General features: G+C 68.4%; 15 protein-coding genes and 2 pseudogenes. 9 read left to right on the top strand and 8 right to left on the bottom strand.

Translation table 11 applies throughout. The features are described from left to right. The first annotated feature begins 32 nt into the window (after positions 1 to 32). On the top strand, positions 33 to 1,457 hold the full coding sequence (locus ACFV2X_RS48215) for a family 43 glycosylhydrolase (protein WP_385628984.1): 1,425 nt from the start codon (positions 33 to 35) through the stop codon (positions 1,455 to 1,457). 1,228 nt (positions 1,458 to 2,685) lie between these two features. Here the strand turns inward: ACFV2X_RS48215 and ACFV2X_RS48210 are convergent. Both ACFV2X_RS48210 and ACFV2X_RS48205 read right to left on the bottom strand, forming a co-directional pair. Continuing rightward, a complete protein-coding gene (locus ACFV2X_RS48210; protein WP_385628930.1) occupies positions 2,686 to 2,928 on the bottom strand; it encodes a hypothetical protein in 243 nt (80 codons plus the stop codon). A gap of 76 nt (positions 2,929 to 3,004) precedes the next feature. Further along, positions 3,005 to 3,688 carry a TetR/AcrR family transcriptional regulator gene (locus ACFV2X_RS48205; RefSeq protein ID WP_385628927.1) on the bottom strand — a complete coding sequence of 228 codons (684 nt, stop codon included), beginning with the start codon at positions 3,686 to 3,688 and terminating at the stop codon, positions 3,005 to 3,007. 269 nt (positions 3,689 to 3,957) lie between these two features. Here ACFV2X_RS48205 and ACFV2X_RS48200 point away from each other — a divergent pair, with 269 nt between their 5' ends. The 5 genes from ACFV2X_RS48200 (at position 3,958) to ACFV2X_RS48180 (ending at position 8,966) form a co-directional block, all read left to right on the top strand. Continuing rightward, positions 3,958 to 4,515: a Zn-ribbon domain-containing OB-fold protein gene (locus ACFV2X_RS48200; protein ID WP_385628924.1), complete on the top strand. Its 558-nt coding sequence runs from the start codon at positions 3,958 to 3,960 to the stop codon at positions 4,513 to 4,515. Positions 4,516 to 4,818: 303 nt separating this feature from the next. Continuing rightward, positions 4,819 to 6,414 (top strand): acyl-CoA carboxylase subunit beta, encoded by a 1,596-nt coding sequence (locus tag ACFV2X_RS48195; RefSeq protein WP_385628922.1) that lies wholly within the window; start codon positions 4,819 to 4,821, stop codon positions 6,412 to 6,414. A 39-nt stretch (positions 6,415 to 6,453) separates the two neighbouring features. Next, a complete protein-coding gene (locus ACFV2X_RS48190; protein WP_385628920.1) occupies positions 6,454 to 6,660 on the top strand; it encodes an acyl-CoA carboxylase epsilon subunit in 207 nt (68 codons plus the stop codon). A 111-nt stretch (positions 6,661 to 6,771) separates the two neighbouring features. Then, the gene (locus ACFV2X_RS48185; RefSeq protein ID WP_385628917.1) at positions 6,772 to 7,221 is read left to right on the top strand and encodes a cobalamin B12-binding domain-containing protein; all 450 of its coding nucleotides are present in this window, start codon (positions 6,772 to 6,774) and stop codon (positions 7,219 to 7,221) included. After that, positions 7,218 to 8,966 (top strand): acetyl/propionyl/methylcrotonyl-CoA carboxylase subunit alpha, encoded by a 1,749-nt coding sequence (locus ACFV2X_RS48180; RefSeq protein WP_385628981.1) that lies wholly within the window; start codon positions 7,218 to 7,220, stop codon positions 8,964 to 8,966. The genes ACFV2X_RS48185 and ACFV2X_RS48180 overlap by 4 nt, the downstream gene beginning before the upstream one ends. A 258-nt stretch (positions 8,967 to 9,224) precedes the next feature. Here ACFV2X_RS48180 and ACFV2X_RS48175 read toward each other — a convergent pair whose 3' ends face one another. After that, entirely contained in the window at positions 9,225 to 9,668 is a 444-nt protein-coding gene (locus ACFV2X_RS48175) for an ATP-binding protein (protein WP_138911841.1), read from the bottom strand. Between the two features lie 398 nt (positions 9,669 to 10,066). Here ACFV2X_RS48175 and ACFV2X_RS48170 point away from each other — a divergent pair, with 398 nt between their 5' ends. The 3 genes and pseudogenes from ACFV2X_RS48170 to ACFV2X_RS48160 form a co-directional block, all read left to right on the top strand. Then, complete coding sequence (locus tag ACFV2X_RS48170) at positions 10,067 to 10,759, top strand: FadR/GntR family transcriptional regulator (RefSeq protein WP_385628913.1); 693 nt, start codon at positions 10,067 to 10,069, stop codon at positions 10,757 to 10,759. Between the two features lie 104 nt (positions 10,760 to 10,863). Next, positions 10,864 to 12,030, top strand: a complete 1,167-nt coding sequence (locus tag ACFV2X_RS48165) for an MFS transporter (protein WP_385628910.1) — start codon at positions 10,864 to 10,866, stop codon at positions 12,028 to 12,030. A gap of 589 nt (positions 12,031 to 12,619) precedes the next feature. Then, positions 12,620 to 12,987 (top strand): annotated as a pseudogene (locus ACFV2X_RS48160) (acyl-CoA dehydrogenase family protein); the annotation flags it as partial. A gap of 282 nt (positions 12,988 to 13,269) precedes the next feature. Here the strand turns inward: ACFV2X_RS48160 and ACFV2X_RS48155 are convergent. The 5 genes and pseudogenes from ACFV2X_RS48155 to ACFV2X_RS48135 all read right to left on the bottom strand — a co-directional run. After that, a complete protein-coding gene (locus tag ACFV2X_RS48155; RefSeq protein WP_385628908.1) occupies positions 13,270 to 13,932 on the bottom strand; it encodes an adenylate kinase in 663 nt (220 codons plus the stop codon). Between the two features lie 469 nt (positions 13,933 to 14,401). Next, a complete protein-coding gene (locus ACFV2X_RS48150) occupies positions 14,402 to 16,744 on the bottom strand; it encodes a pyruvate dehydrogenase (protein ID WP_385628905.1) in 2,343 nt (780 codons plus the stop codon). A gap of 171 nt (positions 16,745 to 16,915) precedes the next feature. Next, positions 16,916 to 17,263: a hypothetical protein gene (locus ACFV2X_RS48145; protein ID WP_385628902.1), complete on the bottom strand. Its 348-nt coding sequence runs from the start codon at positions 17,261 to 17,263 to the stop codon at positions 16,916 to 16,918. Between the two features lie 193 nt (positions 17,264 to 17,456). Continuing rightward, positions 17,457 to 19,022, bottom strand: a complete 1,566-nt coding sequence (locus ACFV2X_RS48140) for an acyl--CoA ligase family protein (protein ID WP_385628900.1) — start codon at positions 19,020 to 19,022, stop codon at positions 17,457 to 17,459. A gap of 100 nt (positions 19,023 to 19,122) precedes the next feature. Beyond that, positions 19,123 to 19,401 (bottom strand): annotated as a pseudogene (locus tag ACFV2X_RS48135) (hypothetical protein); the annotation flags it as partial.

Below are 19,401 nucleotides of genomic sequence, written 5' to 3'. Positions count from 1 at the left end.
GACCTGCACTCACCCGTCGAACGGTCCTCGGCATGATCGCCGGCTCGGCCGCCGCCACCGTCACCGGTGTCTCGGCCGGTACCGCCCACGCCTCCGTGCCCGCCTCCCCTGGTGTGACGTACACGAACACCATCGCCGAGCAGCGGGCCGACCCGCACATCTTCAAGCACACGGACGGCTTCTACTACTTCACCGCCACGGTTCCGGCGTACGACCGGATCGTGCTGCGCAGGGCCACCACGATCCAGGGGCTCACGTCGGCCGCCGAGACGACCATCTGGACGAAGCACGCCACCGGTACGATGGGCGGCTACATCTGGGCCCCGGAGATCCACTTCATCGACGGCAAGTGGTACATCTACTTCGCCGCCGGTGACGCCAACAACGTCTGGCACATCCGGCCCTACGTACTGGAGTGCACGGCAGCGAACCCGATCACGGGGAGCTGGACGGAGAAGGGCCGTATCGCCCTGCCGCTGGACACCTTCTCCCTGGACGCGACGACCTTCGCCGTCAACGGCACCCGCTACCTCGCCTGGGCGCAGAACGACCCGGCCGTCGGCGTCGGCACCAACCTCTACATCGCGCAGATGTCCAGCCCGTGGACCATCACCGGCACACCGGTCATGATCAGCCGGCCGACCGCCGCGTGGGAGACCGGTGGAGGCGCGACGGTCAACGAGGGCCCGGCTGTGATCCAGCGGGGCGGCAAGGTCTTCATGACCTTCTCGGCCAGCGCCACCAATGCCAACTACTGCATGGGCATGCTGACCGCCTCGGCGTCGGCCGACCTGCTCAGCGCCTCGTCATGGAGCAAGAACGCGAACCCGGTCTTTGCGAGCAACGCCGCCACCAGCCAGTACGGTCCCGGGCACAACCAGTTCACGGTCTCCGAGGACGGCAAGTCGGACATCCTCGTCTACCACGACCGCAGCTACAAGGACATCAGTGGCGACCCCCTCAAGGACCCCAACCGCCGCACCCGCGTCCAGAAGATCTACTGGAAGGCCGACGGCACACCCGACTTCGGCATCCCGGTCGCCGACGGCCTCACCCCGATCCGGCTCTCCTCGTACAACTTCCCCGACCGGTTCATCCGGCACTGGGAGTACCGCGCCAAGATCGAGGCGAACGTCTCGCCACTGGCCGACTCCCAGTTCCGGGTCGTCACCGGCCTCGTCGGCACCGGCACCGTCTCCCTGGAGTCGGCGAACTTCCCCGGCTACTTCCTGCGCCACAAGAACAACGAGGTCTGGGTGGAGAAGAACGACGGGACGTCGCTGTTCGCCGGCGACGCCTCCTTCACCGCCCGGGCCGGCCTCGCGGACTCCGCCGGAGTCTCGTACGAGTCGTTCAACCTCCCGGGCCGCTACGTCCGCCACTACAACTACCTGCTGTACGTCCAGGTTCTCAGTACGACGACCGACCGGGCCGACGCCACCTTCTACACCCAGTGAGCCACTACGGCCCGTTACTCCTCGGGCAGCTCCGACCTCACGAGCCGGAGCTGCGCGCACACACCGGCCCATCTGCCACACCGCTCGCGTGGCCATGGCCACTTGCCGCGTCCATCGGGCGACGGCATGACCGTGGCCGACACAATCCACTCAGTCCGCCGAGCCCCGGCCCCGTCGACGTGTCTCCCGGGAACCGGCCTCGAAGGCAGCGTGGCAAGGGCGGTGCTGGCCCGCCTTTCGCGACTTGAGAATGCCGGCTACCTGCGCTTGAAGGCGTTCGCACCGCTGGCGGCCCACAACCTGACCAAGGTGGGGAGCATCCGCCCTCAACGGGTGCTGCGCACGGCGGGCGGCGCGACGGTGACGTCCGCCTCGAACTGGCCGGCCTCGCCGACGGCCGGCCAGCACGCCGGGCTGTGCCACTACGCGCCCACCTACCCCGCACCGGGCCACGCAGTCCGAGGCGGACGTCCTGCACACTGGTCCCCGACAACGGGAGCGCTCAATCGGCGAAGCCGTGGGGCTCGGCCGTACCCGGCAAGCGCGTGAGCACTACCAGTACCGGACCGTCACCCACGAAGAGATCGACCGAGCCCTCTTCGAGGGCCAGACGTTCAGGCCCACCGGGTCGTCGCGGGGCGCGCATCGCGCGGGTCTCCGTGGAGACGGCCTCGCCGACCCACCGTACGAGATCGGTGTTCCAGGTCGCACCGAGGCCGACCGCCGGGGCTCGCGAATTTGGCCAGCCGCAGCACCAACGCCTTCACCACACGCGCGGTCGGCGGTCTCCCGGGCCCGGCCCGGCGCTTGCTGTAGTCCCATTTCCGAGCGATCAGCCTGCGGTGCCGTGCGAGCAGCGTCGTGGGCATCACCAGGAACGCGTTCGCTCACCGGCGCCGGGGGATCAGCGACGACAGTGCCGCGAACCACAGCCGATCCGCCGGCTCGTACCGCACAGGCTTCGTGAGCTGCCTGCGCAGCACCGCGTTCTCGTGTCGCACCACAAGCAGTTCCGCGTCCTTGGCGGCATCCCGACGCAACAAGCAACGCCGGGAACGCGAGCAGCTTCCGAGCCACCTGGTACACCAGAGAGACGAACACCCGGACGGGGTTCCAGCAGACCGTGGTGGAACGCCAGAACCGCTCCGAGCAGCAGCGATGAGTTTCCGAACGGCACAGAAACGCGTTGATCACGTCCGGAAAGACAACAGCTTCTAAGAGGTCGTTTTCACACTCGCCGAACATCGGCGTAGCGACTTACCAGCCACAACCCGGTGCCGGAGTCGTAGTGCACAGGAGCCTCGGCCTGCAGCCGACCCAGCCAGGGGTACGGGTCACGGACGAAACCGTCGCCGAACAGATCGAGAAGGTCGAGCGGAGCACGGGTGCCGAGTGCCGCCGGGCAGCCTCCTGGACCGGTTCCGGCGGTTGCGCTGTGGGACGGGAAGGTGTGCGGGACCGGGGAAGCCACGGCCGGAAGCTAACACGCCAGGACGCACCCCTGTCTCCGCTGTGCGCGGCATCACTCGATCAAGGTGCGCCGGGCCTCAGGGACCGACACCGTCCTCCACGAGACGCCGCAACGAGGGAAGCAGGCTGTCGATGTCCTGCCCGGTTCTGAACGCGACAACCGTGGTGCCACCGCCGGTCTCCGGTGAGGAGCCGGGTGCCGGAAAGAGAGCGAGCACCTCGCGCATCGCCTCGTCCACCTCCGCGACCGGGTCGGACGACTCGCCCCGAAGCCAGCGACGCAGCACGTGGTTGTGAGCGGCGACCACCGCGGCGGCCATGAGTTCGGCCCTCAGCGACGCCGATTCCGTCGGACCCCCCATCCAGTCCGCGATGAACTCCCGGAACAGTCGCTGATAGCGGCCCACACTGGCGATCTCCCGGTCACGCAGGGCAGCCACCTTGCTCGTGAGGGCATATCGCCGCCTGGCCAGGTCGCCCTCCTCCACGTAGTGCAGCAGTACGAGTCGAACCGCGTCCGACACGGCGACCAGGGCGGTGCTGTGGCTCGAGGTCGCCAGCCGATCTCTGATCAACGCCAGGACCCGGTCGTGGTCCGGAAAGATGACGTCTTCCTTGGAACGGTAGTTCCGGAAGAACGTCGTGCGCCCGAGCCCCGCTCGCTCAGCGATCTCATCGACGGTCGTCTGCTCGTATCCGCGCTCGTCGAAGAGCGCGAATGCGGCATCTGCCAGTCGGATCCGTGCAGGTAGCTTGCTCATGATCCCCCATCCTTCCCCGCCTTACCGCGCGGACGCCACTTGCCTCGTCTCGATGGGACTGAGTACCGAATTCCTCGGGCATCGGGCGCCGAGTGGCGCGGTGTGGCGTCCCCGCAAGGAGCGAGCCGAGCACTCCCCTGCACCCGACCAGGGACATCTTCGCCTGCCACCACAAGGAACCACCGCCTCGGCACACCACCACGTCCAGCACCCACACCTCATATGGAACTGAGTACTTTACTTACGGCACTCAGTGCCATAGCTTGGATATGCACGCCACCACAGCGGTGCGACGTGCCACAGCCGTGACCGGTGAGCCACCACCTCCCGTCACGGGTCGTTTCCGGCCGGGGACGGAGAGAGACACCGTGCTCCATACAGCGATCGAAACCACGGATAGCGCCCCCGTCGAACGGGAGGTCGATCCAAGCGCGAGCCCACTCCCGGAGGCGGACTGCCCCACGCAGGTGCCGCTGGGTGGAGTGGGGGGTGGAGAGCTGTACTTCCAGCGCTGCCGCTGGTGTCGGACCGCAGTCTTCCGCCGGCTGTTGTGTCCCGTCTGCGCCTCCACCGATCTCGCCTGGGAGCTCAGTTGCGGCACCGGAGTCATCCGTCATGTCCTGGCCGTGGGCCGGAGCCCCGGGAGACAGTGCGCACTCGCCACCATCAACATGAACGAGGGATTCTGGCTGTGCTCCAGGGTCATCGGCGTGCCGCCGCTCACCGTGCGGGTCGGGGCCCCGGTGTGTCTGGCAGAAGGCATCGAGTCCGGCCCTCAGGCACTCCTCTTCCGTCTCTGCGAGCCTCCACAGCCTCCGTGGCGATGAAGGCCGAGGCAGCACGCCCACTTGCTCCAGCGACGTCTGGGGTGTGTACGTCCCCCACGACACCTTCTGACCTTGCGTTCAGCCCCACAGGCCATGGCCCATCACCTCTGGAGTGCCTCACATGCCCCCTCCTGGCTGCCGCCTACCACTCCGCCCCCCAATGCCGACCGATTCGTTCCTGCCAAGAACGCTGAGACGCGATGACGTAACGGTGCCCCCAGGCGTCACAGCTGCCTCGGCAACCGGGCTCTCGCTCACCACCTTGCACGCCACCAGCGCCAACGCTCAGAAGGGAGCCAAGCAGTGAGCACCGAGCCCGCGCAGCCGGCCGACGTCGACATCCGCACCACCGCGGGGAAGCTCGCGGACCTGCAGCGCCGCATCGACGAGGCCACGCACGCGGGCTCGGCGCGCGCGGTGGAGAAGCAGCACGCCAAGGGCAAGCTGACCGCACGCGAACGCATCGACCTCCTCCTGGACGAGGGGTCCTTCACCGAGCTCGACGAGTTCGCCCGGCACCGCTCGACCAACTTCGGCATCGACCAGAACCGCCCCTACGGGGACGGGGTGGTCACCGGCTACGGCACGGTCGACGGCCGCCCGGTCGCCGTGTTCTCCCAGGACTTCACGGTCTTCGGCGGCGCGCTCGGGGAAGTGTTCGGCGAGAAGATCGTCAAGGTCATGGACTTCGCGCTGAAGACCGGCTGCCCGGTCATCGGCATCAACGACTCCGGCGGCGCCCGCATCCAGGAGGGCGTGGTCTCACTCGGCATGTACGGCGAGATCTTCCGCCGCAACACCCACGCCTCCGGCGTGATCCCACAGATCAGCCTGGTCGTGGGCCCATGCGCGGGCGGGGCGGTCTACTCCCCGGCGATCACCGACTTCACGGTGATGATCGACCAGACCTCGCACATGTTCATCACCGGCCCCGACGTGATCAAGACGGTCACCGGTGAGGACGTCGGCTTCGAGGCGCTGGGCGGCGCCCGGACCCACAACACCACCTCCGGTGTCGCGCACTACATGGCCGGGGACGAGAAGGACGGCATCGAGTACGTCAAGACCCTGCTGTCCTACCTCTCCTCCAACAACCTCTCCCAGTCCCCCGCCTTCCCCGACGAGGCCGACCTGGAGGTCTCGGACGAGGACCGGGAGATGGACACCCTCATCCCCGACTCGGCGAACCAGCCGTACGACGTGCACAAGGCCATCGAGCACGTCCTGGACGACAACGAGTTCCTGGAGACCCAGGCCCTCTTCGCCCCCAACATCATCACCGGCTTCGGCCGGGTCGAAGGCCACCCGGTGGGCATCGTGGCCAACCAGCCGATGCAGTTCGCCGGATGCCTGGACATCGACGCCTCCGAGAAGGCCGCACGCTTCGTACGCACCTGCGACGCGTTCAACGTGCCCGTCCTGACCTTCGTGGACGTGCCCGGCTTCCTGCCCGGCACCGACCAGGAGTACAACGGCATCATCCGGCGCGGCGCCAAGCTGATCTACGCCTACGCCGAGGCCACCGTCCCGCTGATCACGGTCATCACCCGCAAGGCGTTCGGCGGCGCGTACGACGTCATGGGCTCCAAACACCTGGGCGCCGACCTCAACCTGGCCTGGCCGACCGCGCAGATCGCGGTCATGGGCGCCCAGGGCGCGGTCAACATCCTCCACCGGCGCACCATCGCCTCCTCCGACGACCCGGAGACCACCCGCACCGAACTGATCGCGGACTACGAGGACACCCTCCTCAATCCGTATATCGCGGCCGAGCGAGGCTACGTCGACGCGGTGATCATGCCCTCCGAGACCCGCCGCCACATCGTCCGCGGACTGCGGACCCTGCGGAACAAGCGCGAAGCACTGCCCCCGAAGAAGCACGGCAACATCCCCCTCTGACCCCACTGACCTCACGGACTTCAGAAAGGGCGGCCAATAGTGTTCACGGTCGTACGGGGCAATCCCACTCCCGAAGAGCTGGCCGCCGCGCTCGTGGTGGTCCCAGCCCGCGCCGCAGCGGCCTCAGCTGTCCCTGCGACGCCGCGGCACCTGGACAAGTGGACGGTCAAAACCCGCAACATCTCGTGCAGCCCCCCGCTCCAGCCGGGCCCGGCAGCGTGGCGCAGCTCCTACTGGCCACGCTGAGGAACCCACGGTGCCCGCATCCGCGACGTCGTCGCACAAGCACGGCGAACTCCCTGGCCCTGGCGGCCGGTGGGGTCCTCCCGCCTCGCTGACCATTCGAACGGAGAGACCGTGGAGACGCCGCAACAGCGGACAGCTCGTGCCGGTGCCGCGCCGGCGCCGGGCACCCGTACCGTCAAGCCCTGGCTTGACGGCCGCGACCGCGGCGCCAACGTCATCGCTCTGTTCCCGCGCGACACCGGCTACGAGGTCATCGGCACCGACCCGAACCGGGCCCCGGAACAGATCGTCGCCATCGTCGTCGCCGAGGATGCCCCAGTCCTGGGTCTCTCCGTCCTTTCAGTGACGATCGCGCAGAAGGTGATCAACCTTTCCGTGCCGGAGGACGCGGTCGATGTCCGTGTCCTTGTCGGCGACATCATCCCCGACGTCGACATTCCCTCCCTGGAGGCCATGGGCATCCGCGCGGTCTCCACCCTCGGCGCGGACATGGGCCAGATCCTCGGAAACACCGACCGGCTCTACGCCGCCCCGAACCAGACCCTGGAGCCGACATGCTGATGAAGGTGCTTATAGCCAATCGTGGCGAGATCGCTGTCCGTGTTGCCCGTGCCTGCCGGGATGCCGGTATCGCGAGCGTAGCCGTCTACGCCGATCCGGACCGGGACGCATGTCATGTGCGCGCGGCCGATGAAGCCTATGCGCTGGGCGGTGACACCCCGGCGGCCAGCTATCTCGACCAGGCCAAGGTCCTGGCCGCGGCCGTCGAGTCCGGCGCCGACGCCGTCCACCCCGGGTACGGATTCCTCTCCGAGAACGCCGAGTTCGCCCAGGCCGTCCTGGACGCGGGCCTGACCTGGATCGGCCCCCCGCCGCAGGCCATCCGCGACCTGGGTGACAAGGTCGCCGCCCGCCACATCGCCCAGCGCGCCGGAGCCCCCCTCGTCGCCGGCACCCCTGACCCCGTCTCCGGGGCGGAGGAGGTCGTGGCCTTCGCCGAGCAGCACGGCCTGCCCATCGCCATCAAGGCCGCCTTCGGCGGCGGCGGCCGCGGCCTGAAGGTCGCCCGCACCCTCGAAGAAGTCCCCGAACTCTACGACTCCGCCGTCCGCGAAGCCGTGGCCGCCTTCGGCCGCGGCGAATGCTTCGTCGAGCGCTACCTCGACAAGCCCCGCCACGTCGAGACCCAGTGCCTGGCCGACACCCACGGCAACGTCATCGTCGTCTCCACCCGCGACTGCTCCCTCCAGCGCCGCCACCAAAAACTCGTCGAAGAAGCCCCCGCACCCTTCCTGACCGAAGAGCAGAACGCCCAGCTCTACGCCGCCTCCAAGGCCATCCTCAAGGAGGCGGGCTATGTCGGGGCGGGGACGGTGGAGTTCCTCGTCGGGATGGACAGCACGATCTCGTTCCTGGAGGTCAACACCCGTCTCCAGGTGGAGCACCCGGTCACCGAGGAGGTCACCGGCATCGACCTGGTGCGGGAGATGTTCCGTATCGCGGACGGCGAGGCCATCGGCTACGACGATCCGCCGATGCGGGGGCACTCGTTCGAGTTCCGCATCAACGGTGAGGACCCGGGCCGCAACTTCCTGCCCGCTCCGGGCACGGTGACCTCCTTCGTGCCGCCCGCCGGGCCGGGTGTGCGGCTGGACGCGGGCGTGGAGTCCGGCAGCGTCATCGGCCCGGCGTGGGACTCGCTGCTGGCCAAGCTGATCGTCACCGGCGCCACGCGGAAGCAGGCCCTGGAGCGCGCGGCCCGCGCCCTGGCCGAGTTCCAGGTCGAGGGCATGGCCACCGCGATCCCGTTCCACCAGGCGGTGGTGAAGGACCCGGCGTTCACCAGCGAGCCCTTCACCATTCACACCCGCTGGATCGAGACCGAGTTCAACAACACCATCGCCCCGTTCACCCCGACCGGCGCGGACGAGGCCGAGGAGCCCACCGCCCGCGAGACCGTCGTCGTCGAGGTCGGCGGCAAACGCCTGGAGGTCTCGCTGCCCGCCTCCCTGGGAGTGGCCACCGCCCCCGCGGGCGGCTCGAAGAAGCCGAAGCGCAAGGCGGTCAAGAAGTCCGGCTCCGCCGCCTCCGGCGACGCCCTGGCCTCCCCGATGCAGGGCACCATCGTCAAGGTCGCCGTGGCCGAGGGCGACACCGTGGCCGAGGGCGACCTCGTCGTGGTCCTGGAGGCCATGAAGATGGAGCAGCCCATCAACGCCCACCGCGCGGGCACCGTCAAGGGCCTGGCCGCCGAGGTCGGCGCGTCCCTCACCTCGGGCGCGGTCATCTGCGAAATCAAGGACTGACAGGAATGATCGCTGTGGCTCCACTCGGAGGTAAGCCCCAGGATTGACTGGCGCTTCCGCTGCCCTCGGCAGGATCAGCCGACCGCCCGGCGGGGACGACGACGCGTCGCCGGTCAGGCATCTGCGACTTCCGAGTACGTGCCGTCAGAGCTCGCGAAGCTCGCCCTTGACCGCCTCCACCAGCCGCAGGTGACACGTCTGCCGCGCGACCGCACGCTGCCGCGCGGGGTGGACGCCGGGGCCTGGTCAGGGCGTGGGCTATTGGATTTCCGCCCATCGAGTGGTCCCGCTTTGGTAGGTCGTGGTTCCGGAGCGGGCGGACAGTGCGGCGACGATGGCGCTCCCGCGGCCGCTCTCCTCGGGCTGCCGAGGACTGCCGCCGTGGTGGCGCAGCAGCGCCGGGCCCGCGTCAGTGACCTCGATGCGGACAGCACACGCAGCCCGGCCACCCTGCCGGGACAAGCACAGCGACGCGGGGGGAAGCGCGTGAACGACCGCATTGGTGATCAGTTCGGAGATGACCAGGAGCGCATCGTCCGCAAGGTCCGAGGGGATGCGCCACTGTTGCATGGCGCGGGCGGCGCGTCGGCGGACGGCGGCAAGACCTTCTGGGATGTGAGGCAGAGGGAAGACCACATCTGTCCGAGCGGATGAGACTGTCTCAAGGCTGTTGCTGAGCTTCACGGGCAGGTCGTGATTCATGGCGCTGTCCTGGGGGTGTTCCCGGTGGGGCGGGGGACGGCGAGGCCGGAGAGGAACGTCTCGGGCGCGGTGTGGCGGCGCCAGGCCACCGGGGATCCGGCGGGGGTAGCCCCTCAGTCATGACGATGACGTCCGTACCGACTCTTCCGTCGTTATCGACGACTAACGTTATGGGTGATTCACATTCAACGTATGCCCTGGTATCAGCGGAGTCAAGGCACGGATAAAAAGGAAAAAAGTTACCGGCTGCTCACCTAGGCCGAGTCGTCAAGACGCCCATCCGCGCCACCGCGATCAACGCATTCGCCGCGTCGAAACCCATGCACGCCAGGCGGACCAAGGCGGGTGGCGACCTACATCACGTACAGATGTCAGACATTCGGTGTTAGTGTCGCCTTATGAAAGATCTTCGTGCGCCGCGCCGTGTCGCGAGCCTGTCGGCGCAACTGGTGGACACCCTTCGTGAGCAGATCACATCCGGCGCATGGCCTGTGGGGACGCGGATTCCGCCCGAACATGACCTGGTCGAGCAACTCGGAGTCGGGCGTACGACGGTGCGCGAGGCGCTCGGCGCGCTGGTGCATCTGGGCCTGCTGGAGGCTCGGAAGGGTGACGGGACATACGTCCGGACATCGAGCGAAATGCACTCGGTACTGGTGAGACGCGCCAACAGCTCAAGGCGGAGCGACGTGCTGGAACTGCGCGCAGTGCTGGAGGAGTACGCCTCGGGCTTGGCCGCGTTGCGGCGTACCGAAGACGACCTGCATCGCCTGCGGCACCTCCTCGACGAGGCCGAGGCGGCAGCGGATTCACCGGAGATGGCCGCCATCGCGGAGGTCGATACCCGCTTCCACCAGGCTGTGGTGAGTGCCAGCGGGAACGCCCTGCTCACCGAGGTGTACGAGGTCCTCAGCATCGCGGTCACCGAACAGATCGGCGGCATGGTCTGGCCCAGCGCGACGGCCGCGGAGCACAGCCTTCTGCACAGGCGTCTCGTTGAGGCGATCGCCGCCCAGGACGAGGTCGGTGCACGCTACTGCGCCACCGAGATCGTGAAGCTCACCGAGACCGGAACGGAACGACAGCAGTGACCACTTCGAGGAACTCCCGCGCCGGCCTCACCACGGCTACGAAGGCCGACCGGATCGCAACCCCGAAGACACCGGTTACTACACCCGCCCTTTCCGTCGGCCTCTTGATCGCGATCCTTTTGGTGGCGGCCAACCTACGCGCGACCTTGACGGGTGTGGGCACACTGCTGCCGGCCATCGAGCACGACACCGGGTTGACCGCGTCGGAGGGTGGCGTACTGAGCACCCTGCCGCTGTTTGTGTTTGCCGTGACTTCGCCCTTTGTCGGGCGCACCTCGCACCGGGTCGGCACCACCCGCCTCCTCGTGGCCGCCCTCGCAGTGCTGGCAGCGGGCACCGTGATCCGGTCCCTGCCTTCGCTTGCCTGTCTGTTCGTCGGAACCGTGATCCTCTCGGTGGCGATCGCAGTTGGCAACGTCCTGCTGCCTACGGTGATTCGCACCCACGTGCCCGGCCCGCGGGTTCATACCGTCAGCGCTCTCTACGTCACCGCGATGGGAGTGGTCGCCGCTCTGTCGTCCGGCATCTCTGTCCCGCTTGCCGGGATCCTACCCGGAACCTGGCATTCCGCCCTGGCCTGGGGAGTAGTCGTCACCGTCGCCGCTCTCGCCGTGTGGCTGCCTCGGCTACGCGGGTCCCGGCCGGACGGCGACGTGCGGTCTCGTGGGACGCACGCCCGAACCCCATGGCGATCCTGGCTGGCGTGGCAGGTGTCCTTCTTCATGGGCCTGCAATCCCTTGCCTTTTACACCGCCGTCGCCTGGCTGCCCAGCATCCTCAGTCAGCAGGGCATGAGCACCACGGCTGCCGGCTGGACGCTGTTCTACTACCAGCTCGTCGCACTGGTCACGGGCATGTTGCTGCCTTTGATCACTCGAGGCCGCCACGACCAGCGCTTCGCCGCTGCCGCGGGCTCAGCGATCGTCGCCGCGGGCTTCGCGCTTCTGCTCCTCTTTCCGGCGCTCGCACTCGCGGCGTGCACTCTTCTCGGGTTGGGCGCCGGGGTCTGTCTCGTGCTCGCCCTGAGCTTCCAGAGCCAGCGTGCCACTGGTCCCAGCGAGACCACAGCCCTGGCCGGGATGGCTCAGTCCATCGGCTATCTCGTCGCCGCGGCCGGACCCCTTCTTCTGGGCGTCCTCCACGACACCACCGGCAGCTGGACTGGTGCACTCCTGCTCCTCACCGCATTGAGCCTGGTCATGGCCGCTGCCGGTTATGGCGCTGGACGCGACCGCCACGTTCGCACCCGGCCTGACCGCGAGACAGACTAACGCCGTCCAGAACGCATCGGACCGGATGCAGAGAACGCGGAGTCAACCTCCCTGAGCCGCTGCGGGAAAACGGCAGCTCAGCAGGCACCCTCCTCCCCCGTCAGCCACCGAAGCGACTAACGAGCCATCATCGCCCCTGCGGACAGTCCATGATGGCAAGGCACTCGAGGGAAGCACGTCCTGGGAGGGTACTGATTATCAGATACCAGGGAACTCAGTTCCCTCTTGGAGACCATCGGTAGGTGCTTCCACCCAGGCATCTTCGAGGCGTTGGACGGTCTGCCACATCGGCGTGCTGCTTCTGGCGACCAGGATGAGCGATTCCCCCGTATCACCCCAAGCGCGGTGGACGAGTCTCAGAGCCTGATCCACCCCGATGGCCACGTCGCCCCCGGGCGCCGGAGCGCAGCCAGGCGCGAAGACCGCATCGCTCGGCATACATGCGCATGACCAGCCGGGCCGCTCCGCAGGCACGGCCCACGGGATCGGGGTCCTGGGCGCCCTGCTCCAAGTAGTCGACCATCTACGCCAGAGCCCGTTCGTGGTCTTGCCGAACTTCGACCTGTACCGCCCGTCCGAGGAGCACGACATGCTCCGTGACGCCATCCGCTCGCTCGCCGAGGCGAAGATCGCGCCCCACGCCGCCGCGGTGGACGAGGAGGCCCGCTTCCCGCAGGAGGCCCTCGATGCCCTCGTCGCGAATGACCTGCACGCGGTGCACGTGCCCGAGGAGTACGGCGGGGCGGGCGCGGACGCCCTCGCCACCGTGATCGTGATCGAGAAGGCGGCGCGGTCTGTGTCTCCGCGCTCCTGATCCCGACCGTGAACAAGCTGGGCTCTCTGCCCGTCATCCTCTCCGGCCCCGACGCGGCCGGCATGAAGACCAAGGCGGTCCGCGACGGCGACCACTGGGTGCTCAACGGCGTCAAGCGCTGGATCGCCAACGCGGGCGTCTCCGGTGCGCGCGGTAGGCGTCGTAGGCTGTGGACTCCCGGCCAAGTGGTGGGCCTGCACTTTTTCCATCTCGTGCCGGTCCGCAATCTGGGTGAACCGGTCCCATCCCTGGTGAGACTTGCCGGAAGGCCCAGATGCCGTTGCCGGAGCCTGGTACGCCCAGCCATCCCTCGATGGATGCTTTGCGACGTTCTTGCCGGTCAGGTCTCCCCAGAAGCCAAAGGGCACTCCGCTCTGGGCATACGCCCGCCGCCGCCTTTGTGGTGGTGAAAGACGTGCTGGCGGCTACTTGCCGTCGTCCTCGCGCTCGAGGGCTTCCAGCGCCCGCCGCGTGACCTCGTCCACCGGGCCCAGGGAGGGGATCGTGACCGCCAGGCCCTGCGTCTTGTAGTACTCGATGATCGGCTCGGTCTGCGTGTGGTAGACCTCGAGCCGCTTGCGGACGGTCTCCTCGGAGTCGTCGTCGCGCTGGTAGAGCTCACCGCCGCAGACGTCGCACACGCCCTGCTTCTTCGGCGGGCTGTACGACACGTGGAACACGTGTGCCGACCGGCTGCGGCAGATGCGCCGGCCGGCGATGCGCTTGATGACCTCTCCCCCGGGGACTTCGAGGTCAAGAACCGCGTCCAGCTTGATGGCCTCGGCTTTCAGCAGCTCGTCGAGGGCCTCGGCCTGCGAGACATTGCGCGGGAAACCGTCGAGCAGGAAGCCGTCCTCGGCATCCGGCTGTCGCATGCGGTCCTTCGCCATCGCGATGGTGAGCTCGTCGGGGACGAGGTTGCCGGCGTCCATGGAGGCCTTCGCGAGTTTCCCCAGCTCGGTCTGCCGACTGATGTTGGCCCGGAACAGATCGCCCGTAGAGATGTGCGGGATCGACAGCTTCCCGGCCAGGCGTGTGGCCTGAGTGCCCTTACCAGCACCCGGCGGCCCGACGAGGACGATGCGCATCAGCGGAGGAACCCTTCGTCATCGCACTGCTGGAGCTCATCGGCGACGGAGGCGCTTGCCGACGGCTTCGAGACGACCTCGCCGATCCTGCCACCCACGGCCAGATACCGACGACTGGCTGACCGTGCGGCCGGTCGGGGAACGGCCCGAGCCCCGGACCACTTTCGTTCGATTCCGCTCAGAGCCTTCATCACATGTCCAATCGTCCGGGTGGTGCGTCTGCTCGGCTCGCCGTGGGAAGGGCGGACAGGTTGGTTGCGGCCCGGCGGCACGGCGCGGCTCGTCAGGGCGGGTGCCGCACCGTGCCGCCGGACGGAGAGGGCGGGGAGCTGTTGCCCCATGGGGTGGTGGTCCGGGTCGGCTGCGCCGGAACCGTCCGGCGGCACGTCTTTTCGGCAAGACAGGGGCGTGCCGCCGGACGGGGTGTGAGAGGCGAATCCCCTGCACGCAGAGGCTGCCGGGTTCTCGCTCAATCGATGAGGTCGAGGGCGGTGGTGACGATGCTGTCTGTGTCGATGCGGTGATAGCGGTAGACGTCCTCGATCGCCCCGGACTGGCCGAACCGGGTCACGCCGAGGGTGCTGACGGGAACGTTCTGGACCGCGCTCAGGAAAGCCAAGGTGTGGGGATGCCCGTCCAGGACGGTGACCAGCGGGGTGGCCCGGCCTGGGGGGAAGACCTGGTCGAGGATCCACGCCGGGTCGTCCGACAGGCCGCGACGGGCCTGGAGCGCGCGGAAGAGTAGGTCCGGGCTGGTCACGCATACCACGTCGGCGCCGTGGCCGATGGCGGCGAGCCGGTCGGCGGCGGCCAGGGCCTCCGGGACCAAAGCGCCCATCGCGGCGAGTGTCACCACGGGCTTCTCGTGCTGCCGCAGCCGGTAGGCCCCGGCGGTCACCTGCCGGCGACGGCGTTCGCGAGCGGCCGGGTCGCTGGGCACCGCGGCTGTCGACTGGTCGATGGGGCGGGTCGACAGCCGCAGATACGCCGACCTGCCCCCTGGACTGGCCAAGTTGCCGAGTGCGGCGAGCAGGCACCATTCGGTGTCGATGGCGAACGCCGGCTCATAGGTGACGCAGCCGGGCTGTTCAATGCCCAGCGAGGGGGTGGTGATCGACTGATGCGCACCGCCCTCCGGGGCGAGGGTGACCCCGGAAGGGGTGCCGACCAGGATCGACTGGCCACCGGCGTAGATGCCGAACGACCAAGGCTCCAGTGCCCGGTTGACGAAGGGGTCGTAGACGACGCCGATCGGCAGCAACGGCTGGCCCCACCGGCTCCAGGTGGCGCCCAGCTCGCCGAGGAGACCGACCAGGTTGGTCTCCGCGATGCCCAGCTCCATGTGCTGACCGGCGGGCTGCTCGCGCCAGTGCAGGATGGTCTCGGCGTCATCGGCGAACCAGTCGGTGCGCTCGGTGGGCGACCACACGCCCACCTTGTTGAGCCAGCCGCCCAGGTTGGTGGAGGAGCTGACGTCCGGACTGACGGTGACGATCCGGGCGGCCGCCTCCGGCGCCCGCCGGGTGAGATCCAGCAGGACGCGGCCAAGCGCCTGCTGAGTGTTCCCGATGCCGGTAGGGGCCGGGCGCGCCAGGTCGGCGGGGACCGCAGGGGGCTCTTGGGGCGCCTGTTCGGGGCGGCGCAGCCGCTGGGCGGCCGCCGCGCACAGGGCCGCTTCCGCCGAACCCTCACCGAAACGCGTCCACGGGTCGTCGAGATCGGTTCCCAGGCGGTCGGCCAGCGCACTCATCTGGTCGGCCGTCAGGAGCGAGGAGTGGTTCTGCGGGTGGCCCTCGGTGGGGAGCCCGTAGCCCTTGACCGTGTAGGCGAAGATCACGGTCGGGCGGGTGTCGTCGACACCGGCGAACGCATCCGACAGCGCGCCGATGTCGTGGCCGCCCAGGTTGCGCAGCGCCGCCAGGAGCGAGGCGTCGTCCAGGGGGGCGATGAGGTCGGCGATCGGCCCGGCGGTCGAGCCGGTGCCGGGCAAGCGCTCGCGCAGCTCGTCGGCGGAGCAGCGCAGCAGGCGCTGGTATTCGGGGTTGCCCATGGCATCGATACGAGCGCGCAGGGCCTCGCCGCCGGGCCGGGTGAACAACTCCTGAAGGAGATGCCCGTACTTGAGGGAGATCACCTGCCAGCCTGCCGCGGCGAACATGCCGTGCAGCTTGTCCGCGGCGATGCCGGGGATGACTCGGTCCAGGGACTGCCGGTTGAGGTCGACGACCCACACCACCTCGCCCAGGCCCGGCACCATCGGATCCTGGATAGCCTCCCAGATCGCGCCTTCGTCCAGCTCGGCATCGCCGAGCAGGGAGTACTGGCGCCCCCTCCCGGCACCGCCGAAGCGCCCCTCCACGTAGCGCCGGGCGAGAGCGCCCCACAGGGGAGCGGTGGCGCCGATGCCGACCGAACCGGTGGAGTAGTCGACCGGGTCAGGATCCTTGGAACGACTGGGGTAGCTCTGCAGACCGCCGAAGGCACGCAGCGTGGTCAGGTAGGACTCGTCCAGCTCGCCCAGCAAGTAGTTGATCGCATGCAACACCGGTGAGGCATGCGGCTTGACCGACACCCGGTCATCCGCGGTCAGCGCATGAAACCACAGCGCCGTCATGATCGAGGTCATCGAGGCACTGGACGCCTGGTGACCGCCCACCTTCAGCCCCGAAGGGTTCGGCCGCACCCGGTTGGCGTGATCGATGATCGCTGTGGACAGCCACAGCACCCGCTGTTCGACCGACTCCAGCGCAACAAGCTCCGCCTCCTGGGCAGGACCGCCGTTGCCGCCGGCCGACTTCAGTTCCGTCACCATCACAGACCACCTCCGTATTCGGCACCACGCCTTAGGGATTTCGCGTTATGCTCCGTCAGGAGACGGATAACTCCGCGACTGCACAGGATGTGCCTTTGAGATCGAGCTTTCTGCTTGAATTCGGGCCACCTGATCGGCTGACCCAGGGCGCTGGACCGGTTCGCACCGGCCTTAGGACGCGACCCCATCACGCGCCGTGGCTGACGGCAGAAAGTCGACTGCTCGCAGGACGTCTGTCAGCCATGCGACCTGCCCATCGAACTGCGACAGCTTCCAAGGCCATACCCACCGGTATGTCTTGTGCTCCCAGTTGAGAGTGAGCCGACGTTGACTGATGCGGGCCAAAAAGATGTGCACGGTCCAGTCCGGCCCGCCACGTGGGTCGGCGAGACGCAGCGTGGGGCCCGCGGTCAGCTGCTCCAGAGCGCGGGCGGGGAGCAGAGTCTCCTCCCAGATCTCCTGGATGGCTTGCCGTACCGGGTCGCTGCCAGCGTCCAGTATCCGGTGATGCAGTGCCACAAGCCTGCGTCATGCTGGACAGATCCACTGCGCTTGAACAACCCGACGCGCCCTCGCCACATGAGGACGACGGCGACCACCTACCGCAGGCCCTGGCGTTTCTGATCGCCCACCGGACGCTCTGCCGTGTGGAAGCACGCGGTTTGACACTCCCCGACGACGACCTCGCGTGCCACCGGTCCGCTCCCGTCGTTCACCGGATGCGGCTCTCGCTCCTGGCCCATGCCTTGTCCCGCAACACGAACTTCTGAATCTTCCCGGTGGAGGTCTTCGGCAACTCGGTGAACGTGACCGACTTCGGCGCTTTGAACCGGGCCAGCCTGCCCCGCACATGCTCGATGATCTCCGCCTCGGTAGCCGTAGCGCCTTCCCGCAGGCTCACATAGGCGGCAGGGACCTCACCCCAGCGCTCGTCCGGCACCGCGATCACCGCCGCCTCCAGCACCGCCGGATGATCCATGATCGCCTGCTCCACCTCGACCGACGCGATGTTCTCCCCACCCGAGATGATCACGTCCTTCGAGCGGTCACGCAGCTCCACGTACCCGTCGGGGTGCAGGATGCCGATGTCCCCGGTCCGGAACCATCCGTCCGGCACCGCCGCCAGGGTGGCCTCCGGGTCGTCGAGGTAGCCGAGCATGAGGTTGTTGCCGCGCAACGCGATCTGCCCCATGGTGACACCGTCCGCGGGGACGTCCGTACCGTCGTCCGCGATCACCCGCGGCACGCACGAGATCATGTTCCCGACGCCCTGGCGCGCCTTGAGCCGCGCTTGTGCCGCAGCGTCGCGGTCGTTCCACTCCGGGCGCCAGTCGCACAGCATCGCCGGGCCGTAGGTCTCGGTCAGCCCGTACAGGTGCGTGACCTCGAACCCCAGCTCCGCCGTCCGCCGCAGGATCGCCGGCGACGGCGGCGCCCCACCGGTGGCGATCCGCACCGTACGGTCCAGTGGTGCGGCCTCCTGGGCGTAGGCGATCATCGACAGCACCGTCGGCGCCCCGTTGAGGTGGGTGACGCCCTCCTCCCGGAGCAGCCGCCATATCTCCTCCGGATCCACCTTCGGCAGGCAGACGTGCGTCCCGGCCGCCGCGGTCACCGCCCACGGGAACGTCCATCCGTTGCAGTGGAACATCGGCAGCGTCCACAGATGAACGCTCGACGGCGTCAGTCCGGTGTGCCCCACCATCGCCACGGCCTGGAGGAACGCGCCCCGGTGGTGGTACATCACACCCTTCGGGCGGCCCGTGGTCCCCGAGGTGTAGTTGATCGACAGCAGCGCCCGTTCGTCGGCCGGGGTCAGGTGCAGCGGCTCCGCCGCGGCCAGCAGATCCTCGTACTCCTGCCCCGCCCTGATCCGGTACGGTGGGGCGTCCAGCCGGGCGAGGGCCTCGTCCACCAACACGTCGAACGACGGGTCGTGGATCAGCACGGAAGCCTTGGAGTGCTCCAGGATGTAGGCGACCTCGCCCACCGAGAGCCGGGTGTTCACCGCGACCAGCGGCACCCCCGCCCACGGCACCCCGTAGTGCGCCTCCAGCGACACATGCGTGTTCGGTGCCAGCACCGCCACCGGACGCCCCCCGGCCAACGGTGCCAGCCCGCCCGCCAACCGCTGGCACCGATCACGCAGCTCCGCATAGGTCCACCGGGACCGCCCATCGACCACCGCGACCCGATCCCCGTGCGCCGCCGCGGCACGATCCAGATACGACGTCGGGGTCAACGGCTCGAAGGACAAGGAGCCCGGGTCGCGGGTCATCGCACCACTCCGTGCGCCGGGACGCCGGTTGTGATCTGGAGGACGCCGTTGTCGTGGCGTTCGGTGAGGACGTTGCCGGTGCCGTGGTGGTAGAGGTCGGTCATCGGCTGGTCTCCTTGTGGTGGCTGGGGTTGTGCGTGTCGTTGAACTGGCGGAGTGCTTCTTCGTGGGCGGGGCGGGCGGCTCGGATCTCGGCGAGGATGTCGTCGGCCGAGCGCACGACGTTGCGGGGGTGCTTGAAGCGGGGGATGACGTACTTGCCGAAGAGTTCGATCGAGCGCATCAGCTGGTCGTGGGGCAGGCTGTCGACACGCAGGACGAGTGCTTCGACGCCCATGTCCGCGTATCGCTGTACGTGTTCGATGCAGTGCTCGGGGTC

It is taken from the genome of Streptomyces sp. NPDC059679 (assembly GCF_042734105.1).
GTDB lineage: Bacteria > Actinomycetota > Actinomycetes > Streptomycetales > Streptomycetaceae > Streptomyces.
This window is presented reverse-complemented; position numbering and strand designations above follow the sequence as displayed.

Excerpts from the sequence above, each read along its gene's own strand:
- ACFV2X_RS48170 (WP_385628913.1), top strand. The coding sequence starts at position 10,067 with ATGAAAGATCTTCGTGCGCCGCGCCGTGTCGCGAGCCTGTCGGCGCAA.
- ACFV2X_RS48200 (WP_385628924.1), top strand. The coding sequence starts at position 3,958 with ATGCACGCCACCACAGCGGTGCGACGTGCCACAGCCGTGACCGGTGAG.
- ACFV2X_RS48150 (WP_385628905.1), bottom strand. The coding sequence starts at position 16,744 with ATGGTGACGGAACTGAAGTCGGCCGGCGGCAACGGCGGTCCTGCCCAG.
- ACFV2X_RS48140 (WP_385628900.1), bottom strand. The coding sequence starts at position 19,022 with ATGACCCGCGACCCGGGCTCCTTGTCCTTCGAGCCGTTGACCCCGACG.
- ACFV2X_RS48155 (WP_385628908.1), bottom strand. The coding sequence starts at position 13,932 with ATGCGCATCGTCCTCGTCGGGCCGCCGGGTGCTGGTAAGGGCACTCAG.
- ACFV2X_RS48215 (WP_385628984.1), top strand. The coding sequence starts at position 33 with ATGATCGCCGGCTCGGCCGCCGCCACCGTCACCGGTGTCTCGGCCGGT.
- ACFV2X_RS48175 (WP_138911841.1), bottom strand. The coding sequence starts at position 9,668 with ATGAATCACGACCTGCCCGTGAAGCTCAGCAACAGCCTTGAGACAGTC.
- ACFV2X_RS48205 (WP_385628927.1), bottom strand. The coding sequence starts at position 3,688 with ATGAGCAAGCTACCTGCACGGATCCGACTGGCAGATGCCGCATTCGCG.